This is a genomic window from Streptomyces sp. NPDC020958 (assembly GCF_055562175.1).
The window spans coordinates 41,350-67,596 of sequence record NZ_JBVHFU010000009.1 but is presented as its reverse complement, the minus strand read 5'-3'; the positions used below and the strand labels follow the sequence as shown (position 1 = coordinate 67,596).

The window sequence follows — 26,247 nt, the reverse complement described above, 5'->3', positions numbered from 1 at the left end:
GCCCCGCCGCGCCGTAGGCGTGTCAGCGCTTGTCGGCCAGCTTCCATGCCGTGGGCAGCGCGCCCATCGCCAGGGCCGCCTTGAGCGCGTCGCCGATCAGGAACGGGGTGAGGCCGGCCGCGATCGCCGCGGACGCGGAGATGCCGGCGGCGTAGGCCAGGTACGGCACGCCGATCGCGTAGATGACCGCCTCGCCGAGCACCATCGTGCCCGCCATGCGCAGCACGCCGCGGTCGGCGCCGCGCCGGGCCAGGGCGCCGACGATCGCGGAGGCGAGGATCATGCCCAGGATGTAGCCGAAGGAGACGGAGAGGCCGGAGGTGCCGCCCGCGAACCACGGCACGCCCACCAGGCCCGCGGCCGCGTACAGCGCGAGGGAGGCCACCCCGCGGCGGGCGCCCAGGCCGGTGCCGACCAGCAGGGCGGCGAACGTCTGGCCGGTCACCGGGACCGGGGAGCCCGGGACCGGCACGGCGAGCTGCGCGGCGAGGCCGGTGAGGGCGGCGCCGCCGACCACGAGGGCGGCGTCGCGCACCCGGGACGCGGGCAGGAGGTCGGCGAGGACGGTGCCGGTACGGGCGGACGCGGCGGCGGTGCTCATGGGGTCTCCGCGGGGGTGAGGTCGGCGAGGGACGGGGCAGGACAGGGACGGACACCGTGACGCTATCCCGGCCCCGTCCGAGCCGAACACGTCAGCGGTCGACAAAGGCCGGAAGTGACGCTTGGTGGGCTCCCCACAAAGGGTGTGGGTTACACCGGGTCCGGGGTGACGCCGATCACTGAGGCAGAGATGTTTCAGTCACGTCAACGGCGTTGAACAGGCCTGTGGAGTTCCCCCAATCGAACCCTAGCGGTCTGGTGGGATTCCCGCTCCCTGGCCTACTCTTCGGGACATGGTCGCCCAGTCCCTGAACCTCACGTCGCGTCGCTACGTCGACCTGCGACGGCAAGGGGCTGCCACCTGTCGCCGTCCGGCCTGAGGCCGCGCCGCGGGAGACCGGTCCGGCGCGCCTCGCACCCCGAGACGTGTCGGCCCCGTTCCCGAGGACGGTTTCCCCATGCCCCGTACCGCTCCGCCCCCGCCTGCCTCCCCGCCCCGTGACCGCCGGCGCGGCAGCGCCAGTGTGGTGCTCAGGTCGGTGCTGGAGCACGGGCCGGTCGCCCGCTCCACCATCGCCCGGCTGACCGGGCTGTCCCCGGCCTCCGTCACCGACTACTGCGCCCGCTTCACCGAACTCGGCCTGATCCGGGAGACGGAGGCACCGCAGCGCGTCAGAGGGGTGGGCCGGCCGCACGTCCCGGTCGACCTGGACGACTCGCGGTTCGTGGTCGGCGGCGTGCACGTGGCCGTGCCGTACACCACGGTCGCACTGCTCGACCTGCGCGGCCGGGTCGTCGTACGGCGGGAGTTGAAGCACGCGGGCCGCACCGAGCCGCGGGCCGTGCTGGCGCGGGCCGCCGCCGGGCTGGCCGCGCTCCTCGACGAGGTGCCCGGCAGCAGGCCGCTGGGCGTCGGGGTCGCCGTCGGCGGCTGGGTGGACCGGGACTCCGGGACCGTGGTCGAGCACCCGCTGCTGGGCTGGCGGGAGGTGCCGGTGCGCGAGCTGCTCGGCGCGGGCACCGGGCTGCCGGTCCATGTGGACGGGCACGCACGGGCGTTGGTCAACGGCGAGCGGCTGTTCGGGCGGGCCCGGGGCAGCCGGAGCGTGCTGCACCTGTTCGTCGGGAACGTGGTCGACGCGGCGTTCGCCACCGGCGACGAGGTGCACCACGGTCCGCGCTCGCAGGCGGGCACGATCGCCCACCTCCCGGTGCCGGGCGGCACCGAGCCCTGCGCCTGCGGTCGGACCGGCTGTCTCCAGGTGGAGTTGGGCGAGCGGACGCTGGTCCGGCGGGCGCGGGCCGCCGGCCTCGTCGACGCCGGCAATCCGATGGACGTCCTCGCGGCGGCACGGGCCGGTGACCCGGTGGCGGTACGGCTGCTGGTGGAGCGGGCGCGGCTGACCGGGCGGGCGGCGGCGCTGCTGCTCGACGTCCTCAACCCGGAGAGCGTGGTCGTCACCGAGGTGGGCGCGCTGTACCGGGAGGACTGCCTGGCCGCGCTGCGGGAGGCGGTCGGGCCGCGGCGGGCGCCCGTGGCGCCGACCAGTTTCGGGGCCGGCGTGCTGGCGGTCGCGGGCGGTTCGGTGGTCCTCGACGTGCTGTACCGGGACCCGTTGAACGCGTCACCAGAGCTTATTTAATTCAGAAACTCGGAATATTGACAGTCGTCGCGCACGGCAAGGAACATCTTTCTCATGACCTGTCGCACTCTTTGTTGCTGACGTCTTGGCGCGCCCAAGGCGCGCGTTTCCCCGCGTGACACTTCTGTTTCCGGCCCTTCGTCGCCGGCCATTCACGCTGCCTTTCCGCCGCTTTTCTCCCCGGAGTACTCCCATGCCTTCTGCGTCCCCGTCCGGCGTCGACCGCCGGGTCTTCCTCACCTCACTGCTCGGCGCCTCGGCGGCCGTGGCCGGGCTGAGCGGCTGCGCGGGCGGCAGTGCCGCCGCCGACTCCGCGACCGCCTCCACCGCTCCGCTGGCCGCCAAGGTGCCGGCCGGCACCAGCCTGAAGATCGCCTCCTATCTGGGCCAGCAGCAGCTGCAGTTCAAGCTGGCGAAGCTGCCGAAACTGCCGTTCACGGTGTCGAGCTGGCTGAACATCGGCGCCGGTCCCGATGTCATCAACGCGTTCCGTGCGAAGTCGCTGGACCTCGCGAACAACGCGGGCATTCCGCCGATCCAGGCGCAGTTCCAGGGTTTCGCGGCGAAGATCGTGGCGATCGACATCACCCGTAAGCCGAACTACCTGTTCGCCACCAAGCCCGGCAGCGACATTCACACGGTCGCCGATTTCAAGAGCAAGAAGCTCGCGTTCTCGCAGGGGCAGGCCCAGGGCGTCGTCCTGCTGCGGGCGTTGAAGGAGGCCGGGCTCTCGTACGACGACGTGCGGCTGGTGCCACTGACCAGCAACCAGTTCCTCACCGCCCTGCAGTCCGGTCAGGTGGACGTGGCGCCGCTGGCCAACACCCAGGTGCCCGCCTACCTCCAGCAGTACGGCGCGAAGGGCGCCCGCACGATCACCACGGACGTCGTCGACCTGCTGAACCTGCTGTGGGCGCCGCAGGCGGTCCTCGCCGACCCGGCGAAGGCCGCCGCGATCGCCGCGTACATCCCGCAGTGGGCCAGGGGCCAGGTCTGGCAGTGGGAGCACCCGGACGTCTGGAACGAGGAGTTCTACGTCAAGACCCAGAACCTGACCCTCGCCCAGGCCCGGGGCATCACCAGGCTCGCCAACAAGCCGCTGTTCCCGCCGAGCTGGGACGAGGCGATCAAGTGGGAGCAGGAGACCGCCGACCTGCTGGCCCAGGGCGGCTTCGTGAAGAAGACCGACGTCTCCTCGCTCTTCGACCACCGCTTCGAGGGCCTCGCCGCGAAGGCCGTACCGGAGGAGTACCGCAAATGACCGCCGTGACCACCGGCACCGTGCCGGTTCCCGTCGCCGAGGACGACGAGGCCCACCGGGTCCGCCCGCGGCGCCGCCTGTCCCCCGGCCGACGGCTGCCCGCCGCCCGGCTGGCCGGCCCCCTGGTCCTGGTGGCCGCGTGGGCGATCGCCTCCGCCGCCGGGCGACTGGACACGAGCGCGATCCCGGCGCCCTGGACGGTCCTGGACACCGCCGTCCGCCTGTGGACCGGCGGGACGCTGCGCACCGACATCCTGACCTCGGTCGAGCGCGCCGGGTACGGCTTCGTGATCGGGCTGGCCGCCGGGGTGCTGCTGGCCCTGGTCTCCGGGCTCACCCGGACCGGCGAGGCGCTGATCGACGGGACCGTGCAGATCAACCGGGCGATCCCCACCCTCGGACTGATCCCGCTGTTCATCCTCTGGCTGGGCATCGGCGAGACCTTCAAGATCGCCATCATCGCGATCGTCGTCTACATCCCGGTCTACCTGAACACCCATGCCGCGCTGTCCGCCATCGACAGCCGCTACGTCGAACTCGCCGAGGTGCTGGACCTGTCCAGGTTCCAGTTCGTGCGACAGATCGTGATCCCCGGCGCGCTGCCCGGATTCTTCGTGGGACTCCGACTCGGCGTCACCGGCTCCTGGCTGGGCCTGGTCGTCCTGGAGCAGATCAACGCCACCAGCGGCCTCGGCTACATGATGTTCCAGGCCCAGAACTACGGGCGCAGCGACATCATCCTCGTCGGTCTGCTGATCTACGGCGTCTTCGGCCTGGTCTCCGACTCCGTGGTCCGACTCGTCGAACGGAGGGTGCTGTCATGGCGCCGCACACTGAGCAGCTGACCCGCCCCGCCGTCCGGCTCCGGGGACTGAGCAGGTCGTTCGGCGACCGTACGGTCCTGGACGGCATCGATCTGGACGTGCCGGCCGGGCAGTTCACCGCACTGCTGGGGCACAGCGGCTCCGGCAAGAGCACCCTGCTGCGGGCGGTCGCCGGACTCGACCACGGCGTCACCGGCAGCGGCCGGCTCACCGCCCCCGAGCGGGTCTCGGTGGTCTTCCAGGACTCCCGGCTGCTGCCCTGGCGCCGGGTGCTGGACAACGTGGTCCTGGGTCTCGACGGCAGGGACGCGTACGACAAGGGGCGCGCCGCGCTGGAGGAGGTCGGCCTCGGCGGCCGGGAGCGGGCCTGGCCGGGCGAGCTGTCCGGCGGTGAGGCCCAGCGTGCCGCGCTCGCCCGCTCGCTGGTCCGCGAGCCCGAACTGCTCCTCGCCGACGAGCCGTTCGGGGCGCTGGACGCGCTCACCCGGATCAGGATGCACCACCTGCTGCGCGAGCTGTGGAAACGGCACCGCCCGTCGGTCCTGCTCGTCACCCACGACGTCGACGAGGCGATCGTCCTCGCGGACCGCGTCCTGGTCCTGGAGAAGGGCCGGATCGGCGTCGACCTGGCCATCGATCACACCCGCCCGCGGGACGAGTACCGCACCCGCCTGCTCGCCGCCCTCGGTGTCACGGAGGACCCCGCATGACCCGCACGCTCCACCTCAACGCCTTCCTCATGAACACCGGTCACCACGAGGCCTCCTGGCGTCTGCCGGAGAGCGACCCGCACGCGCACGTCGACCTCGCGCACTACGTGCGGCTGGCCCGGGCCGCCGAGCGCGGCACCTTCGACTCGCTCTTCCTCGCCGACGGACCGCATCTGTGGGGCAGCGTCGCCCAGCGGCCGGCCGGGGCCCTGGAACCGCTGACCCTGCTCACCGCGCTGGCGACGGCCACCGAGCACATCGGCCTGATCGCGACCGCCTCCACCTCCTACAACTCCCCCTACAACCTGGCCCGCAGGTTCGCGTCCCTCGACATCATCAGCGGCGGCCGGGCGGGCTGGAACATCGTCACCACGGCGGGCGCCGAGGCGGCCCGCAACTTCGGGATCACCGAGGAGCCCGCGCACGCGCAACGGTACGCGCGGGCCGCCGAGTTCCTCGACGTCGCGCTGAAGCTCTGGGACAGCTGGGAGGACGACGCGATCGTCGCCGACAAGGCGTCCGGGGTCTGGGGTGACGACGCGAAGATCCACCCGCCCCGGCACCGGGGGCCGTACTTCGGTGTCGAGGGCGCCCTCAACGTGCCGCGCTCCCCGCAGGGCTACCCGCTGCTCGTGCAGGCGGGGTCCAGCGAGGACGGCAAGGCGTTCGCGGCCCGGTACGCGGAGGCGGTGTTCACCGCGCAGCAGACCATCGAGGACGCGCGCGCCTTCGCCAGCGACCTGAAGGCCCGGACGGCCGCGGTCGGCCGCGACCCCGGCCACATCAAGGTGCTGCCCGGCATCGTCCCGGTGATCGGCTCGACGGAGGCCGAGGCGCGGCAGCTCGAACAGCTCCTGGAGGACCACATCGTGCACCGGCACGGCGTGGCCAACCTGGAGCGGCTCCTGCACCTGCCCGCCGGAACCCTGGAACTGGACCGGGAGCTGCCCGCCGAGCTGCCGCCGGAGGACGCCATCGAGGGTGCCAGGAGCCGGTACACCCTGGTGGTCGAGCTGGCCCGGCGCGAGCGGCTCACCGTGCGGCGGCTGATCGGTCGGCTCGGCGGCGGCCGTGGCCATCTGACCTTCCCCGGGACACCGGAGCAGGTCGCCGACGCCATCGAGACCTGGTTCACCCAGGGGGCCGCCGACGGCTTCAACATCATGCCGCCGGTGCTGCCCTCCGGCCTGGAGACCTTCGTGGACCACGTCGTACCGGTCCTGCGCGCCCGCGGCCTGCTGCGCGAGGAGTACGGACCGCGCCGGACCCTGCGGGAGCGCTACGGCCTCCCGCGCCCCGCCAACCAGTACACCACCAGCCCCGCGCTCGTCTGAAAGGAACCGTCATGTCCCTGGAGATCACCAAGATCACCGCGAACATCGGCGCCCGGGTCTCCGGCGTCGACATCTCCCGGCCCCTCGACGCGGAGACCGCGGCGGCCGTCCGCGAGGCCCTCAGCACCCACAAGGCGCTCGTCTTCGACGACGTGAACCTCGACGACGACAGCCACCAGGCGTTCGTCCGCACCTTCGGCGAGGTCACCACCGCCCACCCGACGGTGTCCTCCGTCGACGGCGTCCCGAACGTGCTGCCGGTGGACAGCGAACGCGGCCGGGCCGCCAACCACTGGCACACCGACGTGACCTTCGTCCTCAACCCGCCCCAGGCCACCACCCTGCGCTCGATCACGGTCCCGCCGTACGGCGGCGAGACCCTGATCGCCAGCTCGGCCGCCGCCTACCGGGACCTGCCCGAGCCGCTGCGCCGGCTGGCGGACGGCCTGTGGGCGGAGCACACGAACGACTACGACTACGCCGTCGCCGACGAGGAGATCGACGAGCGGCAGGCCGCCCAGCGCGCCCAGTTCACGTCGATCACCTACCGCACGGTCCACCCGGTGGTCCGCGTGCACCCGCTGACCGGGGAACGCGGCCTGTTCATCGGCGGGTTCGCGCAGCGCCTGGTCGGCCTCCCGCCGTCCGAGTCCCGCCGGATCCTCGACCTGCTCCAGGCGTACGTCACCCGTCCGGAGAACATCCTGCGGCACCGCTGGTCGCCGAACCAGCTCGTCATCTTCGACAACCGGATCACCCAGCACTACGCCATCGACAACTACGACGGCCTGCCGCGCCGGCTGCACCGGGTGACCCTCGCCGGGGACGTCCCGGTCGGCATCGAGGGCAAGGAGAGCTACTCGATCCAGGGCGACGCCTCGCACTACACGCCCGTAGCGGCGTAAGCACCCGCGGTAACGGTCCGGTCCGGATGGTGGGCGGCCTCCCCCCGCGGCGGGGAGGCCGCCCAGACTGTGGGCGTTTTTGCCCATCTCACGCATTGGACGAGCCGCGCCCATGCCGCACCGCAGCACCCCGGTCACCGCACCGCCGCCCACCCCGAACGACGACGTCCCGCTCTCCCACGGCCTCAGACAGCGCCACCTGTCGATGATCGCCCTGGGCGGCGTCATCGGGGCGGGCCTGTTCGTGGGTTCCGGGTCCGCCATCGCCGCGGCGGGCCCGTCGGTGGTCGTCGCCTACGCCGTCTCCGGGCTCCTCGTGATGCTGGTGATGCGGATGCTGGGCGAGATGTCGGCCGCGTACCCGTCGTCCGGGTCCTTCTCGGCGCACGCGGAGCGGGCGATCGGGCCGTGGGCGGGGTTCACGGCGGGCTGGTCGTTCTGGGTGCTGCTGTGCACGGCCGTCGGCCTTGAGGGCATCGGCGCCGCGAAGATCGTGACGGGGTGGCTGCCGGGCACCCCGGAGTGGGCCTGGGTGGCCCTGTTCATGGTGGTCTTCTGCGTGACGAACCTGGCCGCGGTGCGCAGCTTCGGCGAGTTCGAGTTCTGGTTCGCCGCCCTGAAGGTCGGCGCGATCGTCCTCTTCCTCGTCCTCGGGGTGCTGGCCGTGGCCGGTGTGCTGCCCGGCACGGACTCCCCCGGCGCCTCGAACCTCACCGACTTCCTCCCGCACGGCGGCGAGGGCCTGGTCGTCGGCCTGCTCGCCTCGGTCTTCGCGTACGGCGGCCTGGAGACGGTCACCATCGCGGCCGCGGAGTCCGAGGACCCGGTGCGGGGCGTGGCGAGCGCGGTCCGCACCGCCATGTGGCGCATCGGCCTCTTCTACGTCGGCTCGATGGCCGTCGTCGTCACCCTGGTCCCCTGGGACTCGAAGGAGGTCGTGGCGAAGGGGCCGTACGTCGCCGCCCTCGACCACCTGGGCATCCCGGGGGCCGGCCAGGTGATGAACGTGGTGGTGCTGGTCGCCCTGCTCTCCGCGATGAACGCCAACGTCTACGGCTCCTCGCGGATCGCCCACTCGCTGGTGCGCCGGGGCCAGGGCCCGCGGGCGCTGGCGCGGGTGTCGTCGGGCGTGCCGCGCGTGGCCGTCCTGACCTCCTGCGTCTTCGGGTTCGTCTGCGTGGTGCTCAGCTACTGGCGCCCCGACGACGTCTTCCCCTGGCTGCTGAACATGATCGGCGGGGTGATCCTGGTCGTCTGGGTCTTCATCGCGGTCTCCCAGCTGCTGCTGCGCCGCCGGCTGGCGCGTACGGCCCCCGAGAAGCTGGTCGTGCGCATGTGGGCGTTCCCGTACCTGACCTGGCTGGCCCTGGCGGGCATGGCGGCGGTCTTCGTCCTGATGGCCCGTGAGCCCGGCACCCGCGTGCAGCTGTACTACACGGGCGGGATGACGGCCGTGCTGGCGGCGGTGGGCGCGCTGCGGCAGCGTCGGCGCACCGAGCGCTGAATCCCGCCACCACGAGGCCCCCGCGTGCGACACGCGGGGGCCTTCCTGTTGCCCGGACCGGGCTTATTGTTGCTAACGTGTAGTTGCAAGCTCTTTGCAATAAGAGGCCCGGAGGGGATCCACGCCCATGCCCGTCTACACGCTGCCTGAACTGCCCTACGACTGCTCCGCGCTGGCGCCCGTGATCAGCCCCGAGATCATCGAGCTCCACCACGACAAGCACCACGCGGCCTACGTGAAGGGCGCCAACGACACGCTGGAGCAGCTGGCCGAGGCACGGGACAAGGGAAGCTGGGGGGCTGTCAACGGCCTGGAGAAGAACCTGGCCTTCCACCTCTCCGGGCACATCCTGCACTCGATCTACTGGCGGAACATGACGGGTGACGGCGGCGGCGGCGAGCCGCTGGCCGCGGACGGCGTCGGGGAACTCGCCGACGCGATCACCGAGTCCTTCGGTTCCTTCGCCGCGTTCCGGGCGCAGCTGTCCAAGGCGGCGGCCACCACCCAGGGCTCCGGCTGGGGCGTCCTCGCGTACGAGCCGCTGAGCGGCCGGCTGATCGTCGAGCAGGTCTACGACCACCAGGGCAACGTCGGCCAGGGCTCGGTGCCGATCCTGGTCTTCGACGCCTGGGAGCACGCCTTCTATCTCCAGTACCGGAACCAGAAGGTCGACTTCATCGAGGCCATGTGGGCCGTGGTCGACTGGCAGGACGTGGCCCGCCGGCACGCGGCGGCGCGGTCGCGGGCGGATGTGCTGCTGCTCGCTCCCTGAGCGGCCGGGCGTCCCGCCTCGTGATCGTCTTCTCACCGTTCACCGGGGCGGGCGGCACAAAGGGGGGAGCCCCCGCGAGGACGTGACTCGCGGGGGCTCCCCTTCGTTCCGGGACGTCAGACCAGGTTGCTGAAGTCGGGACCCTTGGTGCGGGTCCGCTTGATCTCGTAGAAGCCGGGGACGGAGGCGACCGCGACGGTGCCGTCCCACAGGCGGGCCGCCTCCTCGCCCTTGGGGGCGGGGGTGACGACCGGGCCGAAGAAGGCGATCTGCTCGCCGTCGGGGCCGGGGACCGCGATGACCGGGGTGCCGACGTCCTGGCCGACCTTGTCGATGCCCTCCTTGTGGGAGGCGCGCAGCTGCGCGTCGAACTCGAAGTCCTCCTGGTCGGCGTAGTCGATCAGGTCGGCGGGCAGGCCGACGTCCGCGAGGGCGCCCGCGATGGCCTCCAGCGTCGGGCCCTCGCCGTTGTTGTGGATGCGGGTGCCGAGCGCGGTGTAGAGCGGGCCGAGGATGTCGTCGCCGTGCTTCTGCCAGGCGGCGGTGACCACCCGGATCGGCTTCCAGGCCTTGGTCTCCAGCAGCTCGCGGTACTCCTCGGGCAGCTCGTCCAGCTTGGGCTCGTTGAGGACCGCGAGGCTCATGATGTGCCAGCGGACCTCGATGTCGCGGACCTTCTCCACCTCCAGCACCCAGCGGGAGGTCATCCAGGCCCAGGGGCAGAGCGGGTCGAACCAGAAGTCGACGGGGGTCTTGCCTGAGCTGGTCACGGTCTCGGACATGGTTCTCCTCGGAATGCGGTCCTTTTCCAGCGGCAACACCGGCACCGGCGACCCCATTCCCGGGTGCCCGCCGTCAGGTGCTCATGGCAGGATCGGTGCTGTTCCGGCGTGCCGACAACGCCGTGTACCGACGACGAGGGAGTGCCGCCCGTGCCCGGTGAGAATCTGTCCCGCGACGAGGCCCGGGAGCGGGCCGCCCTGCTGTCGGTCGACGGCTACGACGTGTCGCTGGACGTGCGGTCCGCCGTCGGCGGGGACCCGGGCGAGCCGCGGACCTTCCGCTCGGTCACCACGATCCGCTTCCGCTGCAACGAGCCGGGCGCGGCCAGCTTCGCCGACCTGATCGCGCCGAGCGTGACCGCCGTGACCCTGAACGGCAAGGACCTGGACCCGGGCGAGGTCTTCGACGGCACCCGGATCGCCCTGCAGGACCTGGCCGAGGAGAACGAGCTGGTGGTGGACGCGCAGTGCGCCTACTCCCGGACCGGCGAGGGCCTGCACCGCTTCGTCGACCCCGAGGACGGCGAGGTCTACCTCTACACGCAGTACGAGCCGGCCGACTCCCGCCGGGTCTTCGCCAACTTCGAGCAGCCGGACCTCAAGGCGCCGTTCCGCTTCGAGGTGCGGGCGCCCGAGGGGTGGCCGGTGTGGAGCAACGGCGCCGGTGAACTCGTCGACGGTGTCTGGCGGTTCGCGGAGACCAAGCCGATCTCGACGTACATCACGTGCGTGGTGGCGGGCCCATACCACTACGTGACGGACGCGTACACGCGCACGCTGCCCGACGGCACCGTGCTCGACATCCCGCTGGGCGCCCTGTGCCGCAAGGGGCTCGCCCCCTACTTCGACACCGACGACGTCTTCCTGGTCACCAAGCAGGGCCTGGACTTCTTCCACGACCACTTCGACTTCCCGTACCCCTTCGGGAAGTACGACCAGGCGTTCGTGCCCGAGTACAACCTGGGCGCGATGGAGAACCCGGGTCTGGTGACCTTCCGGGAGGAGTACATCTTCCGGGGCAAGGTGACCCAGGCGTCGTACGAGGCCCGCGCCAACGTGATCCTGCACGAGATGGCGCACATGTGGTTCGGCGACCTGGTCACCATGGCGTGGTGGGACGACCTGTGGCTGAAGGAGTCCTTCGCGGACTTCATGGGCACCTTCGCGAACGTCGGCGCGACCCGCTTCACGAACGCCTGGACCACCTTCGCCAACCGCCGCAAGGCCTGGGCGTACCGCGCCGACCAGCTGCCCTCCACGCACCCGGTCACGGCCGACATCCGCGACCTCCAGGACGCCAAGCTCAACTTCGACGGCATCACGTACGCGAAGGGGGCGAGCGTGCTGAAGCAACTCGTCGCGTACGCCGGCCAGGACGCGTTCCTGGAGGGCGCCCGCCGCTACTTCGAGCGCCACGCGTACGGCAACACCCGGCTCGGCGACCTGCTGGCGGTGCTGGAGGAGACCAGCGGCCGGGACATGACCGCCTGGGCGGCCAAGTGGCTGCAGACGGCGGGCGTGAACGCGCTGACCCCGCAGGTGCTGCTGGCCCCCGACGGGCGGATCGACGAGCTGGCGGTGGTGCAGGAGGCGGCGGAGTCGCACCCCGAGCTGCGTCCGCACCGGGTGGCGATCGGCCTGTACCGCGTGACGGACGGCTCCCTGGTGAGGTACGCGCACGCCGAGGCGGACGTCGACGGCCCGCGCACGGTGATCGCCGACCTGGCCGGGGCCGAGGCACCGGAGCTGGTCCTGGTCAACGACGACGACCTGACGTACTGCAAGATCCGCTTCGACGCCACCTCGCTGGCCACCCTCCGGGACCGGCTGGGCGCCCTCACCGACCCGCTGGCGCGGGCCCTGTGCTGGTCGGCGCTGTGGAACCTGACCCGGGACGGGCTGCTGCCCGCACGGGACTTCATCGACCTGGTGCTGCGGTTCGCGGGCCGCGAGTCGGACATCGGCGTGCTCCAGATGCTCCAGGCGTGGGCCGAGTCCGCGCTGGTGCACTACGTGGCGCCGCGGTGGCGGGAGGCGGCCGGGCGGCGGCTCGCCGAGGGCGCCCTGCGGGAGCTGCGGCAGGCGGCGCCGGGCAGTGAGCACCAGCTGGCCTGGGCTCGGTTCTTCGCGTCGACGGCGGCGGACCCGGCCGACCTGCGTCTGCTCCAGGAGCTGCTGGCCGGCACGGCGACGATCGAAGGTCTCGACGTCGACCAGGAGCTGCGCTGGGCGTTCCTCGAACCCCTCGCCGCGCACGGCGCGGCCGACGAGTCGGTGCTGGCCGCGGAACTGGCCCGGGACGACACCGCCTCCGGCAAGCGCCACCAGGTGCGCTGCCTGGCCGCCCGCCCCTCGGCTGCCGTCAAGGCGCAGGCCTGGGCGCAGGTCGTGGAGTCGCAGGCGCTGTCCAACGCGCTGGTGGAGGCGACCATCACGGGCTTCGCCCAGCCGTCCCGGCGGGACCTGCTGGCGCCGTACGCCGAGAAGTACTTCGAGGCGATCGCGCGGGTCTGGGAGGAGCGTTCGATCCAGATCGGCATGGACGTGGTGCGCGGCCTGTACCCCTCGCTCCAGGACCGCCCGGAGACGCTGGAGGCGACGGACGCCTGGCTCGCGGCGCACGCGGACGCGCCCCCGGCGCTGCGCCGGCTGGTCCTGGAGGCCCGGGACGACCTGGCGCGCGCACTGCGCGGACAGGAGTGCGACGCACGGGCCGCCGGCGCCTTCGAGAGCTGACCCTTGGCCAACGGTTGCTCGCCCGGTGGCCGTTACGCAATTCAGTCAATCGTGCCCGTAACCCCTGGTTCCCACCCATCCGGACCAGGGGCTTTCGCCGCCCTTTCGGCATCCGAACACCCGTCCTTTAGTCCCGTGTTGTCCGCATTCATCGACGAACGTGTAACACCGGTTAAGGACGGGTCCGGCCCCGGGAATCCCGAGGCCATGACGCACAACACCCCGCTCTCCCCCCGCCCCCTGCGCCACCTCTCCGACGTCCACCGCCGGGTGCTCACCACGGCCCAGCTCCGCTCCCACGGCGTCCCTGCCACCGAGATCGCCGAACAGTGCCGGCCGGGCGGCCCCTGGCAACAGCTCCTGCCGGGCGTGGTCATGCTCCACCCCGGCCCGCCGACCAGCGAGGAACGCCTGCACGGGGCGCTGCTGTTCGCGGCGCGCCAGCCCGCCCCCGGCGTCCCCGCCCAGCCGACCCCCGACTCCCCCCACCGCCCCGTCTACGCGGACGCGATGATCACCGGCCTGGCGGCGCTGACCCTGCACGGCTTCTCCGCCACCCCGCCCCTGCTCTCCCTGGACCACATCGACGTGCTGGTCCCGCGCATGCGCCGGCTGCGCTCCACCTCCTACGTCCGGGTGCTGCGGACGCCGGCCCTCCCGGTCCCCGAGCCGGTGACGGGGCTGCCGGTCGCCCCGGTCCCGCGCGCCCTCGCGGACGCGGTCGCGGACCTGACCGACGCCGAGTCCGTACGCCGGCTGCTGACCGAGGCGGTGCGCGGCCGGCACTGCGAACCGGCCGCGGTGGTACGGGAGCTGACCCGGGCGAAGCTGCTCTCCCGCCCCCACGTGAGCGACGCGGTGGACTCGCTCGTCGCCGAGGGGCGGGCCATCGCGGAGGACCGCCTCTACCGGATGGTCCAGGAGCACGGCCTGCCCGACCCGGTCTGGAACGTGGACCTGCGGCTGCCCGGCGGCCCGCACCTCGGCGGCCTCGACGCCTACTGGCCCGAGCAGGCGGTCGCCGTCGAACTGGACATGCGCGCCCCGCGCCAGGACGAGGACGCCCTGTGGTCCGAGTACGCCCGCAAGCGCGAGCACCTGGAGCGGCTCGGGATCACGGTGGTGCACGTGACCCCGCGCAAGCTCCGCGAGTCGGCGGAGCAGCAGGCGGCGGTGATCCGCACGGCCCTGATGGCGGCGGCCGACCGCGACCCGGCGGCGTACGTGGTGGTGCTGCCCCGTTAGCGGGGGTGGCCACGAGCGGCCGGGCACCGCGCGGGACCGTCGGTTCGGAGGGGGACCGACGGCCCCGCACCATGGCATGCCCGGGGGCCGGCGACCGGCTGCCTGCGGACGGGGTTTCGCGGCGGACGGCTACTCGTGGCGGGCGGGGGTGGGGCCGTGGGCGGCCAGACGGGCGTCGATCTCGGTCATGCCACCGGACCACCGGCGACTGCCACCCGGGTCGTCCGGCTGGTCCGCGTACATCTGCCGCAGGGCCGGGGCCAGTTCGCACAGCGCGGCGCGGTCGGGCAGCCGCTGCCATTCGGTGAAGGCGCGCTCCAGGCAGAGCCGGGTCCGTACGGCGTCGGGCCGGGGCGGATCGGCGTGGAAGCGGGCCGCGCTCAGCCACAGGCGCACGGCGAGGCGGCCGTCGCCGGTGAGGTGGGCGACCTGGGCGCGTACCTCGATCCAGTGAGTCGCCTCGGCCGACTTGGCGCCGTGCACGCGGACGGCGTGGTTCTCCAGGCGCCGGATGGCGCTCTCCGCCTCGGCGAGCCTGCCCAGCCGGGCGTCGCGCCAGATCCCGGCGTGGACGTCGTCGGACGGAGCCGCCGTCAGTACCGGGTGCCGCAGCAGCGGATGCGGGCCTGACGTGCGCTGTCCCGGCAGGTCCGGCACGGAGGGGGCCCGCCGCGCGTCCCCGATCACGACCACGGCCACCCCGAGCATGATCATGCAGAGTCCGGGCCAGGCGGCCCCCGTCGGCAGCTGCCCCAGCCAGAACCAGGCCACCAGCGCCGCCACCGGCGCCTCCAACAGGAGCAGCACGCTGACCGCGGTGGCCGGGGCCCGGCCGAGGGCGAAGTTCAGCGAGAAGAGGCCGAGGAGCTGCGGCAGCAGGAGCAGGCCCAGCAGGGCGCACCAGGCGTGCGCGGTGAGGGTGACCGGCGCGGTCCCGGTGACCAGGCACAGCAGCAGCGTCTCGACGGTGCACACCGAGAAGCACAGCACCGAGTACATCGGCGTGCTGACGTCGGGCCGGGCCTCCTCGCTCAGCGCGGTGTAGCCGGCCAGCGCGACAGCGCCGACGAGGGCGAGGACGTCCCCGGTCACCGCTCGGGCGCCGGTGCCGAGGTCCGCGCCGCTCGCGACCACGGCGCCGGTGACCGACACCGCCAGCCCCGCCCACGCGGCCCGGGAGGGGCGCCGGCCCTGCGCGGTCGCGATGAGGGCCTGCCACACCGGCTGGGTGGCCACCAGCCCGGTCGCCATCGCCACGCTCGTCAGCTGGGCGCCGGTCATGAAGGTGGCGAAGTGAGCGGCCAGTGCCGTCCCCGCGCCCAGTGCGAACCGGACCGCCCGGCGCTGCTCCCTGCGGACCAGGGCGCGTTCCCCGCTGAGCACCCGCCGCACCTCACGGCGCCGGGCCAGCAGGAAGGCGGGGCCCAGGGTGCACAGGCCGAGGGCGTTGCGGCCGAACGCCAGCGCGAACGCGGGCGCCGCGGCGTAGGCGGTGAGCGGGGCGGTGGCGGAGAAGGCGAGGACGGTGATCAGGACGGCAGCGCCGGAGGCCGCGTCCAGCTTCGTGCGCATGGTGATGGGTGAACCTCGGGTGGGGCGGCGGTAGCTGATGCGATGTCAGCACACCGGGACGGCACCCGTGGATCATTGCCGCATGTACTCCGAAAACGGGTGCGGCGGTCTGTATGATGACCGGCGCCCGAGGGGGCGCGAAACGCGCTCCCCAGGTCAGGCCCGCACCCCGCCGGGGCGGTGCCCCGTTCGCCCCGCAGCCCCGGGCGCGGGGACCGGTACCCGCACCCGCGCCCGCCCGCCCGTCCGCGAACGGTCCACCACCCACCCGGTACTACTGCCCGGTGACGCCCGGGCGCAGTTCGTCGCGTACGTCGGCGGCGACGTGGGCGAGGAGGTCGGCGTAGGCGGCGATCATGCGGGTGCGGCTGAAGCGTTCGCGGCTCGCGGCCAGTGCCGGTGCGAAGGTCTCCCGGTCGGCCACCGCCGCCGACCAGGCGAAGGCGATCGCGTCGGGGTCGAAGGGGGTCACGAAGCCGTGGCCCTCGACGATCGAGGCGCTGTCGCCGACGTCCGTGGTGACCGGTACGGCGCCGCACATCATGCCCTCGATGAGACAGAGCGGCGCCGCCTCGCCGGAGACGGAGGTGAGGGCGACCACGTCGGAACCGGCGTAGACCGCCTCCATGTCGTGCCGCACGCCGAGCAGGTGGACGCGGTCGCCGAGGGCGGCCCGGTCGGCGCCGAAGGCGATCTCCAGGTCGGCCCAGAGCGCGGGGTTGTCATCGGTCATCCCGGCCCCGCACATGACGACGTGCCCGCCGCCCTCGCGGGCCAGCCACGCGCGCGCCGCCCGCAGGAACAGCGGGACGTTCTTCATACCGGCGTAGCGGGCGGCGAAGACGACCACGGGGGCGCCGGCGGGGATGCCGAGGGACTCGCGGAAGGCGAGCCGTACTGCCGCGTCCGGGCGGAAGCGGAGCAGGTCGACGCCGTTCGGGATGACGTGCAGCAGCTCACCGGGGATCCCGGCGGCCTCGTAGGCGTCCCGGGTGGACTCGGCGCAGCACACGCAGGCCACGACCTTGCCGTCGGCGATGGCGGTCCTGAGCTCGTCCAGCGCCGGGCCCTGGTTCTCCGGGTCGGACCGGTGCAGGCAGACCACGACCGGGCGCCGGGGCAGACCGCCCTGGTTGAGGAGCGCCAGCGGCTGCTCCTTCAGCGACAGGATGACGTCCGCGCCGGCCATGGCCCGGGCGGTGTCGGCCAGCTCCGGCCCGCTGAAGACCGACGCCGCGACCGCGCCGTCCACGAGGCCCGCGGTACGGCCCAGGGAGGTGACGTCGACGCCGCCGGCGGTGAGGGCGCGGTAGCAGGCGTCGTCCTCCATGCGCTGCGTGGTGGCTTCCCGGTGGACCTCACCGTGCAGACTCAGCACGCGGTGCCACTGCTGTCCGCCCTCGACCAGGCCCAGCAGCACATCACTGTGCACGATCCGGGCGCCCCCGGAGAAGAATCCCTCGTAGACCGAGAGCACGCGAAGTCCGAGCCGAGCGCCCACACGATCACCAGCCTTGCACCAAATCGAGCCATCCCCGGGAACCGCGGGTTAGCCGTTATGAGGCGGTACGGATGTTTCATCCGGATGAACGGAACGTCTCGCCCCGGAGTCGTCTGCGTTTACACGCCGAGTGCCGGAACCGCTACCGCGCACACCTCTCCCAAACCCCCGTCAGCACCCTTGTGACCTGCTGTTTCACCGTCCGGCACGGAGGCGGCGGCGGGGGCGGCACGGGCCGGTCCGTCGGCAAAGAATCGGCAAGCGCGGCGCCGGAACGTACGACGGTGTCGCGGATGTCACCCCTTCTTGAGGACCAGCTCGGTGTTGCGGTCCCCGGCGGCGCCGCCCAGGGCCTTGCTGGAGCCGGGGGCGTTGAAGGCCAGCTCGCGGTAGAGGGCGGCGAGGCCGGTCTGGGAGAGGTCGGTGAAGTCGGTGCGGTGCGGGGCCGCCGACTCGATCAGCGTGGTGAACAGCGAGACCGTGCCGTCCTTGTTGTCCACCAGCTCGACCACCCGGGCGAGCTGCGGGTAGTCCACGTGCGAGGCGGTGGTGACCTCCCAGAAGGAGTTGCCGTTCGACGCCTTGTGCGGGGTGATGAGGTTGCGGTGGATGTGGCCGTTGACCCAGGCCAGGACGTTGGCGTGGCGGTTGAGCAGGGTGACCAGCTCGGCGCCGGTGTGGCGGCGGTCGCCCGGGTGGGCCGGGTCGGGGCGGGTGTTGGTCATCGTCTGGCTGGTGTGGTGGCTGAAGACGACCGCGTAGGAGTCCTTGTTCTCCTTCAGGGTGCGCTCCAGCCAGTTCAGCTGGGTCGTCCCGATGGAGCCGTCGTAGTGTCCGCCGGCGTCCGTCGTGTCGAGGCTGATGCCGATGACGTCCTCGGAGATGCGGAAGGCGTAGTACTGGGTGCCCGCCGCGAGGTTCGCCGAGGAGTAGCCGTGCCCGACCGGGCCGACCCCCTGGTAGGCGGGGTCCAGGTGGGCCTTGAGGTAGTCCGCGGACGTGTAGGGGGCGCGCTTCTCGTCCGCCGTCACCGACCGCGCCGACCTGGCGTGGGCCTTCAGGAAGTCGCGGTAGCCGCTGCCCTTGGGGTCCTGTGCCGTGCGGATGGAGTCCTGGAGCTTCTTGGCCTCGGCGTCGGTCACCGTCATCAGTTTCCTGCCGCCGATGGCCGCCTCCGCGAGGTACGGGTCGGCGTGCGAGCCGAAGCAGCCGAGCGGCAGGGCGTCGTGGTTGCCGACGGTGGAGTACCAGGGCAGGTGGAGACCGGGGCTCTTCACCTCGCGGATCGCGGCCGCGAGGAAGCCCGCGAGGTGCGGGAAGCCGGCCGCCTTGTCGGAGTCGCGGACGGTGGAGTCGGCCTGCCAGTACATCTTCAGACCGGAGTTCTGCACCCCCTCGTAGTGCCTGGGGTCCCCGCTGTTGGGGGTCATCCGGCCGCCGCTCATCACCTTCATGAACCACTCCAGTTCGGAGTGGGCGTTGTTGTCGGTGTTGTCACCGGTCGTCATCACGAAGTGCAGCGGGGAGCCGGTGACCGGGGCGCCGCGCAGCGCGTTGACCCGTTCCACCAGCGAGATCGCGCCGGGCACGGTGAGCGCCTCGTGCGGGCGCCAGGCGTGCCGGTCGTGGGCGCGCAGGTACTCGAGGCGCAGCGGGTGCTGGACGTCCATCAGGTGCAGGTCGGTGAACTGCACGAACGCGGCCAGTGCGGTACGGCGGCCGGCCCGGCCGCTCCTGGCGGCGGCGAGGTCGGAGCGCACCACCCGCGACCAGCCGGCGCCGTCCCCGAGCCGCCGGTAGCCGGAGCTGTTGCGGGGCGCGGCGACGGAGGCGAGCGTGGTGCCCCTGGTGTACGGCGCGAGGGGCGCCGCGGCGGCCTTGCGGCCCTCGGCGACCGGCTGCTGCTGCTCCCCGGTGACGGCGGGGCGGGCCGCGCTGTCGGTGGGTTGCAGGGCGAGGCCGACGCCCGCGGAGAGCGAGACGGCTCCGGCGGCGGCGAGGACGGTACGGCGGTTGATCTCCAGTGCCTCGCGGCCCGTGCGGGCCGCGGAGGTGGCGACAGAGCGTATGCGCGACATGGCGCGATCTCCCCGAGTACGAACGCGTCGGCAGTGGTCGCGGGTGATCGCTTCCGCGAACTTCCCGCTCACTGTGGATCGTTGGCACCGGGAATGACCTGCGCGTGAACACGGCGGCAACGCGCAGCGCCGATCACCGTACGTGGATCAGGGGAGGTGGGGACCGGTCACGGGCCGGATCGCGGGTGGCCCGGGTCCGGCTACTCGGTGTTCATCTGCCGGGGTAGGGGACGGTCTCCGGCGCTCACGACTGCTCTTCTGCGAACCGGCCCGCCGCCGGCCTCTCCCGCCACAGCCGCAGGGCCACGTCGACCAGCCGGATGTGCCTCAGGTCCGGTACGGCGTCCAGGTCGTGCCAGGCGGCCATGTCGGTGGAGCCGTTCACCTCGTGCGTGAGCTCGCCGCCGACGATCTCACCGGTGTAGATGATCCGCACGCCGTGGTGGTCGGTGGCGCGGGACAGCGGGGTGCCGGGGACGAGGCGCTGACGGAAGGAGTCGATGCCGAGCAGGCCGGTCACCTCGATGCGGTAGCCGGTCTCCTCCATGAGTTCCCGGCGGACGGTGTCGTAGGGGTCCTCGCCGTGGTCCATGCCGCCGCCGGGCAGCACCCATTCGGGGGTGCCGTCGGCGGCGGGGGACCGGGCGAGCAGGATCTGTCCGTCACGGACGCACACGGCGTAGGCCGCCACCCTCAACTTCTCGCGCACATCGGCACGGTAGGGCCCGCGCCCGGCGGTGGCCACCGGGTTTCCCCGCCCGGCGGGACCGTCACCGGGACCTGTCGCAGGACAGGGTGCGCGACACGGGCAGGTCGCGCAGGATCCGGGCCCGCTCCGGCGCGATCTGCGCCTCCCCCACGGCGTACCGGTCGGGCGCCTGCTGTCCGGCGCTGACGGAGACGAGGAGGCGGACCCCCGGGCGGATCGGGGTGCCGGTGCCGGGCGCGAGCGGGAACTCCACCTCCTCGGCGGTCTTCGCCGGCTTGTACGCGCGGGTCACGCGCAGGGTGACGCGTTCCCCGCCGGAGTGCGGGATCTCGTGCACGGCGGTCACCGTGCCCTCGACGACCAGGCGGGCGCACGCGAGGTAGCCGGGGCCGGTGGTGCGCCCCGGGCTCCCCGGCCCGGCCGCGCTGCCCGCCGCCCTGTCACTGGCCCCGTTCGACATCGTGCCCGAGCCGTTGTGCGCCGCGAGCCAGCCGATGCCGAACACGACCGAGGCGAACGCGGCGGCGAGGGCACCGGCGAGACCGAGGGCGCGGACGCCGGGGTGCCGCAGGGGACGGCGGCGCCCGGCCGGGCGTGCCCGCACCTGTGCGGGCGGCGGCCCGGCGAGTGCGTCGCCCACGATCCCGAGCTGCGCGCGCAGGGCGGCCACGTCGGCGGCGGCGGCCCGGTACTCGTCCAGGAAGCCGGGATCGGCACGCTGCGCCTCGGTGAGCGGCTCGCCCAGAAGCACGGCGAACAACGCGTCCCCCTCCACCCCCGACTCCCCCCGCCCGAAGCCCAACCCCTGCTCACCCCGACCGCCGTCCCCGCCCCGGCCGCCCCGGCCGTCGCCCCCGTCCCGGTCACCCCAGCCGTCGCCCCCGGTGCGGGCGTCCCGGCCCTCGGCCCCGACCCGGCCGCCCCGGCCGTCGCCCCCGGCCCGGTCACCCCAGCCGTCGCCCCCGGTGCGGGCGTCCCGGCCCTCGGCCCCGACCCGGCCGCCCCGGCCGTCGTCGCCGTCCCGGCCGCCCCGGTCGTCGCACCGGTTTCGGTGGTCGCTGCCCTTGCCCCGGGCTCGGTCGGCGTCTCCGTCCTGGTCCCCACGAGCGGCATATCGGTCCCCCTCGTGCCGATGGCGGTCGTCGCTGCCCTCGGCCCCGGTGCGGGCGTCGTCCCGGGGCCGGGCGTTCGGGCCGGTGGGCCGGGGGCCGTTGTGGTTGCGGTCGTCGGAGCGGGTCCGCGGGGCCGTGTCGTCGGGGCCGTCGCCTCCCGGCTGGGCTCCGTGTCGTTCCGGGCCGTCGTGTTCGGCGGACATGGTCACACCACCTCGTCCTCGTGCAGGCGGGCGCGCAGGGCCCGTACCGCCGTGTGCAGCCGGCTCTTGACCGTGCCCTCGGGGATGCCGAGCTCCTCGGCTATCCCGCGCACCGGCAGGTCGGCGTAGAAACGCAGGACGAGGATCTGGCGCTGGGCGTCCGGGAGTTCGTCCAGACCGCGGGCGACGGCGACGGACAGCACGCTGCTGTCCTCCCCCACCGTGGGGTCGGGCCGGCGGAGGGCGGCCAGCCGTTCGCCGAGGCGTTCCTGGCGGCGCTTGGCGCGATGCCAGTCCATGGCGAGGTTGGAGGCGACCACCGCCGCCCACGCCGAGACGTCCCGTGGCGCCTCCTGACCGCTCGCGGCCCGCTCCAGCAACCGCAGCCGTACCTGCTGTACCCCGTCCGGCAGGTCCGCCTGCGGCACCCCGCCCAGCGCGAGCACCGCCCGCACCCGGCGTTCCTGGTCCGCGTCCAGGGGATCACCGTGCAGTCCCCCCTGGCCGCGCCGGGCCCTTCCGCGCAGCACAACCCACCCCCTCACCGCGTTTCCCCTACGACGCCACGGCTCCCGGAAACGTTCGGCCGGACCGCGGATTTCTTTTCCGAGGCGTACGTCACACCCCCGCGCGGCGCAGCACAGCTTGCGGCACGTCGGCCACGTGGGGGTAATTTCTGCAGCTCAGCACGGGTGCGGGCGAGAGTTCCACGGGCCGGGCGGTCCGCTCGGCGGGCATGGCGCGCAAAGAATTGGACAGGCTGACCCGGGTCGGCCGCATGATGGAAAGGCCGCAGACACACGTCAACGCAGTCAAGGGAGTCACCGTGAGGGTCGGAATCGTCGGAGCCACCGGTCAGGTCGGCACGGTCATGCGCAGGATCCTCACGGAGCGCGCCTTCCCGGTGACCGAGCTGCGCCTGTTCGCCTCGGCCCGCTCCGCCGGGACCGTGCTCGACGGTGTGACGGTGGAGGACGCGGCGACCGCCGACTACACCGGCCTCGACATCGTGCTGTTCTCCGCGGGCGGGGCCACCTCGAAGGCGCTGGCCGAAAAGGTCGCCTCGCAGGGCGCCGTCGTGATCGACAACTCCTCCGCCTGGCGCAAGGACCCCGAGGTCCCGCTGGTCGTCTCCGAGGTCAACCCGCACGCGGTGGCGGACCGCCCCAAGGGCATCATCGCCAACCCGAACTGCACCACGATGGCCGCGATGCCGGTCCTGAAGGTGCTGGACCGGGAGGCGGGCCTGGAGGCGCTGGTCGCCACCACCTACCAGGCGGTGTCCGGCTCCGGTCTCGCGGGCGTCGCCGAGCTGCACGGCCAGGTGCAGAAGGTGGCCGCCGACGCGGAGAAGCTCACGCACGACGGCGCGGCCGTCGACTTCCCCGAGCCGCAGGTCTACAAGCGTCCCATCGCCTTCAACGTGCTGCCCTTCGCCGGCAACCTCGTCGACGACGGTCTGAACGAGACCGACGAGGAGCAGAAGCTGCGCAACGAGTCCCGCAAGATCCTGGAGCTCCCGGAGCTGAAGGTCTCCGGCACCTGCGTGCGCGTCCCGGTCTTCTCCGGGCACTCCCTCCAGATCAACGCGCGGTTCGCCCGGCCGATCTCGCCCGAGCGGGCGACCGAGCTGCTGTCCGACGCGCCCGGTGTCGAGCTGTCCGACATCCCGACCCCGCTGCAGGCCGCCGGCCAGGACCCCTCGTACGTGGGCCGGATCCGCCGCGACGAGACCGTGGAGAACGGGCTCGCGCTGTTCGTCTCCAACGACAACCTCCGCAAGGGGGCCGCGCTGAACGCCGTGCAGATCGCGGAGCTGGTGGCGGCGGAGCTGTCCGGGCGGTAAGGCCGCCCGGACGGGTGCCGCGGTCCGCCGTCGTGCGGCTGCGGCACCGTGCGGCGGCGAGGCGCTGACTAGCAATCTCTCGGGTTTTCCCTCGACGCGCCGGGCACTGTCCCGTGGAAGGATGGCGCAACCCACACATAACGAGGAGATGACCGCGTGCCTGGCACAAACCTGACTCGCGAAGAGGCGCAGCAGCGGGCGAAGCTGCTCACCGTTGACTCGTACGAGATCGATCTCGACCTCTCCGGCGCGCAGGAGGGCGGAACCTACAGGTCCGTGACCACGGTGCGCTTCGACGTCGCCGAGAGCGGCGCCGCTTCCTTCATCGACCTGGTGGCCCCGGCGGTCCACGAGGTCACTCTCAACGGTGACGCGCTCGACCCGGCGGAGGTCTTCGCGGACTCCCGGATCGCCCTGCCGGGCCTGCTGGAGGGCCGCAACATCCTGCGGGTGGTCGCGGACTGCGCGTACACCAACACGGGTGAGGGCCTGCACCGGTTCGTCGACCCGGTCGACGAGCAGGCGTACCTCTACACCCAGTTCGAGGTGCCGGACGCCCGCCGTGTCTTCGCCTCCTTCGAGCAGCCGGACCTGAAGGCGACCTTCCAGTTCACCGTGAAGGCGCCGGCCGGCTGGACCGTGATCTCCAACTCGCCGACGCCCGAGCCCACGGACGACACCTGGGTCTTCGAGCCGACGCCGCGCATCTCGTCGTACATCACGGCGCTGATCGTCGGCCCGTACCACTCGGTGCACAGCGTGTACGAGAAGGACGGGCAGAGCGTGCCGCTGGGCATCTACTGCCGTCCGTCGCTGGCCGAGTTCCTCGACTCGGACGCGATCTTCGAGGTGACCCGGCAGGGCTTCGACTGGTTCCAGGAGAAGTTCGACTACGCGTACCCCTTCAAGAAGTACGACCAGCTGTTCGTACCGGAGTTCAACGCGGGCGCGATGGAGAACGCGGGCGCGGTGACCATCCGCGACCAGTACGTCTTCCGGTCCAAGGTGACCGACGCGGCGTACGAGACGCGTGCCGAGACCATCCTGCACGAGCTGGCCCACATGTGGTTCGGCGACCTGGTCACCATGGAGTGGTGGAACGACCTGTGGCTGAACGAGTCGTTCGCCACCTACACGTCCATCGCCTGCCAGGCGTACGCGCCCGAGTCGCGCTGGCCGCACTCGTGGACCACCTTCGCCAACTCCATGAAGACCTGGGCCTACCGGCAGGACCAGCTGCCCTCCACGCACCCGATCATGGCCGAGATCCGGGATCTCGACGACGTCCTGGTGAACTTCGACGGCATCACCTACGCCAAGGGTGCCTCCGTCCTCAAGCAGCTCGTCGCCTACGTCGGCATGGACGAGTTCTTCCAGGGCGTGCAGGCGTACTTCAAGCGGCACGCGTACGGCAACACGCGCCTGTCCGACCTGCTGGGCGCCCTGGAGGAGACCTCCGGGCGCGACCTGGGCACCTGGTCGCGGAAGTGGCTCCAGACGGCGGGGATCAACGTCCTGCGCCCGGAGGTCGAGACGGACGCCGACGGTGTCGTCACCTCGTTCGCCGTCCGCCAGGAGGCCCCGGCGCTGCCGGCCGGCGCCAAGGGAGAGCCGACGCTGCGTCCGCACCGGATCGCGATCGGCCTGTACGAACTCGACGACGAGACCGGAAAGCTGGTCCGCGAGGACCGCGTCGAGCTGGACGTGGACGGCGAGCTGACCGCCGTACCGCAGCTGGTCGGCCGGCGCCGCCCCGCGGTGTTCCTGCTCAACGACGACGACCTGTCGTACGCCAAGGTCCGCCTCGACGAGGAGTCCCTGCGTTTCGTCACCGAGCACCTCGGCGACTTCCAGTCCTCGCTGCCGCGCGCGCTGTGCTGGGCGTCGGCCTGGGACATGACCCGGGACGCCGAACTCCCCGCTCGTGACTACCTGTCGCTCGTGCTGTCCGGCATCGGCAAGGAGTCCGACATCGGTGTCGTGCAGTCGCTGCACCGGCAGGTGAAGCTGGCCGTCGAGCTGTACGCCGACCCGACCGCCCGCGAGGCCCTGCTCACCCGCTGGACCGACGCCACCCTGGCCCACCTGCGGTCCGCCGCGCCGGGCAGCGACCACCAGCTGGCCTGGGCCCGCGCGTTCGCGGCCACCGCCCGGACGCCGGAGCAGGTGGACCTGCTGGACGCCCTGCTGGACGGTACGACGACGATCGAGGGCCTGGCCGTCGACACGGAGCTGCGCTGGGCGTTCGTGGAGCGGCTGGCGGCCGTCGGCCGCTTCGACGAGGAGGACATCGCAGCCGAGTACGAGCGGGACCGGACCGCCGCCGGCGAGCGCCACGCGGCCACCGCCCGCGCCGCCCGGCCGACCGAGGAGGCGAAGGCCGAGGCGTGGGCGTCGGTCATCGACTCCGACAAGCTGCCGAACGCCGTCCAGGAGGCGGTGATCAACGGCTTCGTCCAGACCGACCAGCGTGAGCTGCTGGCCCCGTACACCGACAAGTACTTCGAGGTCCTGAAGTCGGTGTGGGACTCCCGCTCGCACGAGATCGCCCAGCAGATCGCGATCGGTCTCTACCCGGCCCTCCAGGTCTCCCAGGAGACCCTCGCCAAGACGGACGCCTGGCTGGCCTCGGCCCAGCCGAACGCGGCCCTGGCCCGGCTGGTCTCGGAGTCCCGCGCGGGCGTCGAGCGCGCCCTGAAGGCCCAGGCGGCGGACGCGGCCGCGCAGTAGGCGGCACGGCGGCGGGGCACCCGGTGGTGACACCACCGGGTGCCTCGCCTCACTCGTGAAGTACGCATCACCCAGGGCGGGTTGAGTATCCGTGCTCACGTCCGGGGCGGCCGCCCGTTGCGAGGATCGACGCAACGGCGCGGCAGCGAGCGCCGGATCCGTTCGGCCCGGACAGTCCGG

20 protein-coding genes are annotated in these 26,247 nt (G+C 72.5%); 12 read left to right on the top strand and 8 right to left on the bottom strand.

All coding sequences use genetic code 11. The features are described from left to right. Positions 1-22: 22 nt before the first annotated feature. Positions 23-601 (bottom strand): biotin transporter BioY, encoded by a 579-nt coding sequence (locus ACZ3KP_RS24900; protein WP_358972726.1) that lies wholly within the window; start codon positions 599-601, stop codon positions 23-25. A 457-nt stretch (positions 602-1,058) separates the two neighbouring features. Here ACZ3KP_RS24900 and ACZ3KP_RS24895 point away from each other — a divergent pair, with 457 nt between their 5' ends. The 8 genes from ACZ3KP_RS24895 to ACZ3KP_RS24860 all read left to right on the top strand — a co-directional run bounded on the left by ACZ3KP_RS24895 (position 1,059) and on the right by ACZ3KP_RS24860 (position 9,553). Then, complete coding sequence (locus ACZ3KP_RS24895; RefSeq protein WP_467501793.1) at positions 1,059-2,243, top strand: ROK family protein; 1,185 nt, start codon at positions 1,059-1,061, stop codon at positions 2,241-2,243. A 193-nt stretch (positions 2,244-2,436) separates the two neighbouring features. Then, positions 2,437-3,504, top strand: coding sequence for an ABC transporter substrate-binding protein (locus ACZ3KP_RS24890; RefSeq protein ID WP_467501792.1), 1,068 nt, complete (start codon positions 2,437-2,439; stop codon positions 3,502-3,504). Then, on the top strand, positions 3,501-4,349 hold the full coding sequence (locus ACZ3KP_RS24885; RefSeq protein WP_467501791.1) for an ABC transporter permease: 849 nt from the start codon (positions 3,501-3,503) through the stop codon (positions 4,347-4,349). Before ACZ3KP_RS24890 ends, ACZ3KP_RS24885 begins: the two co-directional genes overlap by 4 nt. Further along, positions 4,325-5,038, top strand: a complete 714-nt coding sequence (locus ACZ3KP_RS24880) for an ABC transporter ATP-binding protein (protein WP_467501790.1) — start codon at positions 4,325-4,327, stop codon at positions 5,036-5,038. Before ACZ3KP_RS24885 ends, ACZ3KP_RS24880 begins: the two co-directional genes overlap by 25 nt. Continuing rightward, positions 5,035-6,372: an LLM class flavin-dependent oxidoreductase gene (locus ACZ3KP_RS24875; RefSeq protein ID WP_467501789.1), complete on the top strand. Its 1,338-nt coding sequence runs from the start codon at positions 5,035-5,037 to the stop codon at positions 6,370-6,372. The genes ACZ3KP_RS24880 and ACZ3KP_RS24875 overlap by 4 nt, the downstream gene beginning before the upstream one ends. Positions 6,373-6,383: 11 nt before the next feature. After that, a complete protein-coding gene (locus ACZ3KP_RS24870; protein ID WP_467501788.1) occupies positions 6,384-7,277 on the top strand; it encodes a TauD/TfdA dioxygenase family protein in 894 nt (297 codons plus the stop codon). Between the two features lie 112 nt (positions 7,278-7,389). Next, the gene (locus ACZ3KP_RS24865; RefSeq protein ID WP_467501787.1) at positions 7,390-8,781 is read left to right on the top strand and encodes an amino acid permease; all 1,392 of its coding nucleotides are present in this window, start codon (positions 7,390-7,392) and stop codon (positions 8,779-8,781) included. 127 nt (positions 8,782-8,908) lie between these two features. Next, positions 8,909-9,553, top strand: coding sequence for a superoxide dismutase (locus tag ACZ3KP_RS24860; RefSeq protein ID WP_467501786.1), 645 nt, complete (start codon positions 8,909-8,911; stop codon positions 9,551-9,553). 116 nt (positions 9,554-9,669) lie between these two features. Here ACZ3KP_RS24860 and ACZ3KP_RS24855 read toward each other — a convergent pair whose 3' ends face one another. Continuing rightward, positions 9,670-10,335 (bottom strand): mycothiol-dependent nitroreductase Rv2466c family protein, encoded by a 666-nt coding sequence (locus ACZ3KP_RS24855; RefSeq protein WP_467501785.1) that lies wholly within the window; start codon positions 10,333-10,335, stop codon positions 9,670-9,672. A gap of 150 nt (positions 10,336-10,485) precedes the next feature. Here ACZ3KP_RS24855 and pepN (ACZ3KP_RS24850) point away from each other — a divergent pair, with 150 nt between their 5' ends. Beyond that, positions 10,486-13,071, top strand: coding sequence for an aminopeptidase N (gene pepN / locus ACZ3KP_RS24850; RefSeq protein ID WP_467501784.1), 2,586 nt, complete (start codon positions 10,486-10,488; stop codon positions 13,069-13,071). A 207-nt stretch (positions 13,072-13,278) separates the two neighbouring features. Then, entirely contained in the window at positions 13,279-14,316 is a 1,038-nt protein-coding gene (locus ACZ3KP_RS24845; protein WP_467501783.1) for a hypothetical protein, read from the top strand. Between the two features lie 129 nt (positions 14,317-14,445). Here ACZ3KP_RS24845 and ACZ3KP_RS24840 read toward each other — a convergent pair whose 3' ends face one another. From ACZ3KP_RS24840 to ACZ3KP_RS24815, 6 genes are all read right to left on the bottom strand, one after another. Further along, entirely contained in the window at positions 14,446-15,888 is a 1,443-nt protein-coding gene (locus ACZ3KP_RS24840; RefSeq protein WP_467501782.1) for a DMT family transporter, read from the bottom strand. A gap of 274 nt (positions 15,889-16,162) precedes the next feature. Further along, positions 16,163-17,365: a glycosyltransferase gene (locus ACZ3KP_RS24835; RefSeq protein WP_467502023.1), complete on the bottom strand. Its 1,203-nt coding sequence runs from the start codon at positions 17,363-17,365 to the stop codon at positions 16,163-16,165. A 320-nt stretch (positions 17,366-17,685) separates the two neighbouring features. Next, positions 17,686-19,467, bottom strand: coding sequence for a TIGR03767 family metallophosphoesterase (locus tag ACZ3KP_RS24830; RefSeq protein WP_467501781.1), 1,782 nt, complete (start codon positions 19,465-19,467; stop codon positions 17,686-17,688). A 244-nt stretch (positions 19,468-19,711) separates the two neighbouring features. Continuing rightward, the gene (locus ACZ3KP_RS24825) at positions 19,712-20,176 is read right to left on the bottom strand and encodes an NUDIX hydrolase (protein ID WP_467501780.1); all 465 of its coding nucleotides are present in this window, start codon (positions 20,174-20,176) and stop codon (positions 19,712-19,714) included. Positions 20,177-20,237: 61 nt separating this feature from the next. Beyond that, a complete protein-coding gene (locus tag ACZ3KP_RS24820; RefSeq protein ID WP_467501779.1) occupies positions 20,238-21,491 on the bottom strand; it encodes a hypothetical protein in 1,254 nt (417 codons plus the stop codon). Positions 21,492-21,493: 2 nt separating this feature from the next. Beyond that, positions 21,494-22,021, bottom strand: coding sequence for a sigma-70 family RNA polymerase sigma factor (locus tag ACZ3KP_RS24815; protein ID WP_358972682.1), 528 nt, complete (start codon positions 22,019-22,021; stop codon positions 21,494-21,496). Positions 22,022-22,317: 296 nt separating this feature from the next. Between ACZ3KP_RS24815 and ACZ3KP_RS24810 the strand changes: the two genes are divergently transcribed. Both ACZ3KP_RS24810 and pepN (ACZ3KP_RS24805) read left to right on the top strand, forming a co-directional pair. Next, complete coding sequence (locus ACZ3KP_RS24810) at positions 22,318-23,337, top strand: aspartate-semialdehyde dehydrogenase (protein ID WP_467501778.1); 1,020 nt, start codon at positions 22,318-22,320, stop codon at positions 23,335-23,337. A 156-nt stretch (positions 23,338-23,493) separates the two neighbouring features. Next, positions 23,494-26,067, top strand: a complete 2,574-nt coding sequence (gene pepN / locus ACZ3KP_RS24805; RefSeq protein WP_467501777.1) for an aminopeptidase N — start codon at positions 23,494-23,496, stop codon at positions 26,065-26,067. Positions 26,068-26,247 lie beyond the last annotated feature (180 nt).

What these genes read in the sequence shown, in the direction of transcription:
- ACZ3KP_RS24870 (WP_467501788.1), top strand. Translation starts at nt 6,384, where the DNA reads ATGTCCCTGGAGATCACCAAGATCACCGCGAACATCGGCGCCCGGGTC.
- ACZ3KP_RS24895 (WP_467501793.1), top strand. Translation starts at nt 1,059, where the DNA reads ATGCCCCGTACCGCTCCGCCCCCGCCTGCCTCCCCGCCCCGTGACCGC.
- ACZ3KP_RS24830 (WP_467501781.1), bottom strand. Translation starts at nt 19,467, where the DNA reads ATGTCGCGCATACGCTCTGTCGCCACCTCCGCGGCCCGCACGGGCCGC.
- ACZ3KP_RS24885 (WP_467501791.1), top strand. Translation starts at nt 3,501, where the DNA reads ATGACCGCCGTGACCACCGGCACCGTGCCGGTTCCCGTCGCCGAGGAC.
- ACZ3KP_RS24855 (WP_467501785.1), bottom strand. Translation starts at nt 10,335, where the DNA reads ATGTCCGAGACCGTGACCAGCTCAGGCAAGACCCCCGTCGACTTCTGG.
- ACZ3KP_RS24845 (WP_467501783.1), top strand. Translation starts at nt 13,279, where the DNA reads ATGACGCACAACACCCCGCTCTCCCCCCGCCCCCTGCGCCACCTCTCC.
- ACZ3KP_RS24880 (WP_467501790.1), top strand. Translation starts at nt 4,325, where the DNA reads ATGGCGCCGCACACTGAGCAGCTGACCCGCCCCGCCGTCCGGCTCCGG.
- ACZ3KP_RS24900 (WP_358972726.1), bottom strand. Translation starts at nt 601, where the DNA reads ATGAGCACCGCCGCCGCGTCCGCCCGTACCGGCACCGTCCTCGCCGAC.
- ACZ3KP_RS24865 (WP_467501787.1), top strand. Translation starts at nt 7,390, where the DNA reads ATGCCGCACCGCAGCACCCCGGTCACCGCACCGCCGCCCACCCCGAAC.
- ACZ3KP_RS24820 (WP_467501779.1), bottom strand. Translation starts at nt 21,491, where the DNA reads ATGTCCGCCGAACACGACGGCCCGGAACGACACGGAGCCCAGCCGGGA.
- ACZ3KP_RS24860 (WP_467501786.1), top strand. Translation starts at nt 8,909, where the DNA reads ATGCCCGTCTACACGCTGCCTGAACTGCCCTACGACTGCTCCGCGCTG.
- ACZ3KP_RS24840 (WP_467501782.1), bottom strand. Translation starts at nt 15,888, where the DNA reads ATGCGCACGAAGCTGGACGCGGCCTCCGGCGCTGCCGTCCTGATCACC.
- ACZ3KP_RS24875 (WP_467501789.1), top strand. Translation starts at nt 5,035, where the DNA reads ATGACCCGCACGCTCCACCTCAACGCCTTCCTCATGAACACCGGTCAC.
- ACZ3KP_RS24890 (WP_467501792.1), top strand. Translation starts at nt 2,437, where the DNA reads ATGCCTTCTGCGTCCCCGTCCGGCGTCGACCGCCGGGTCTTCCTCACC.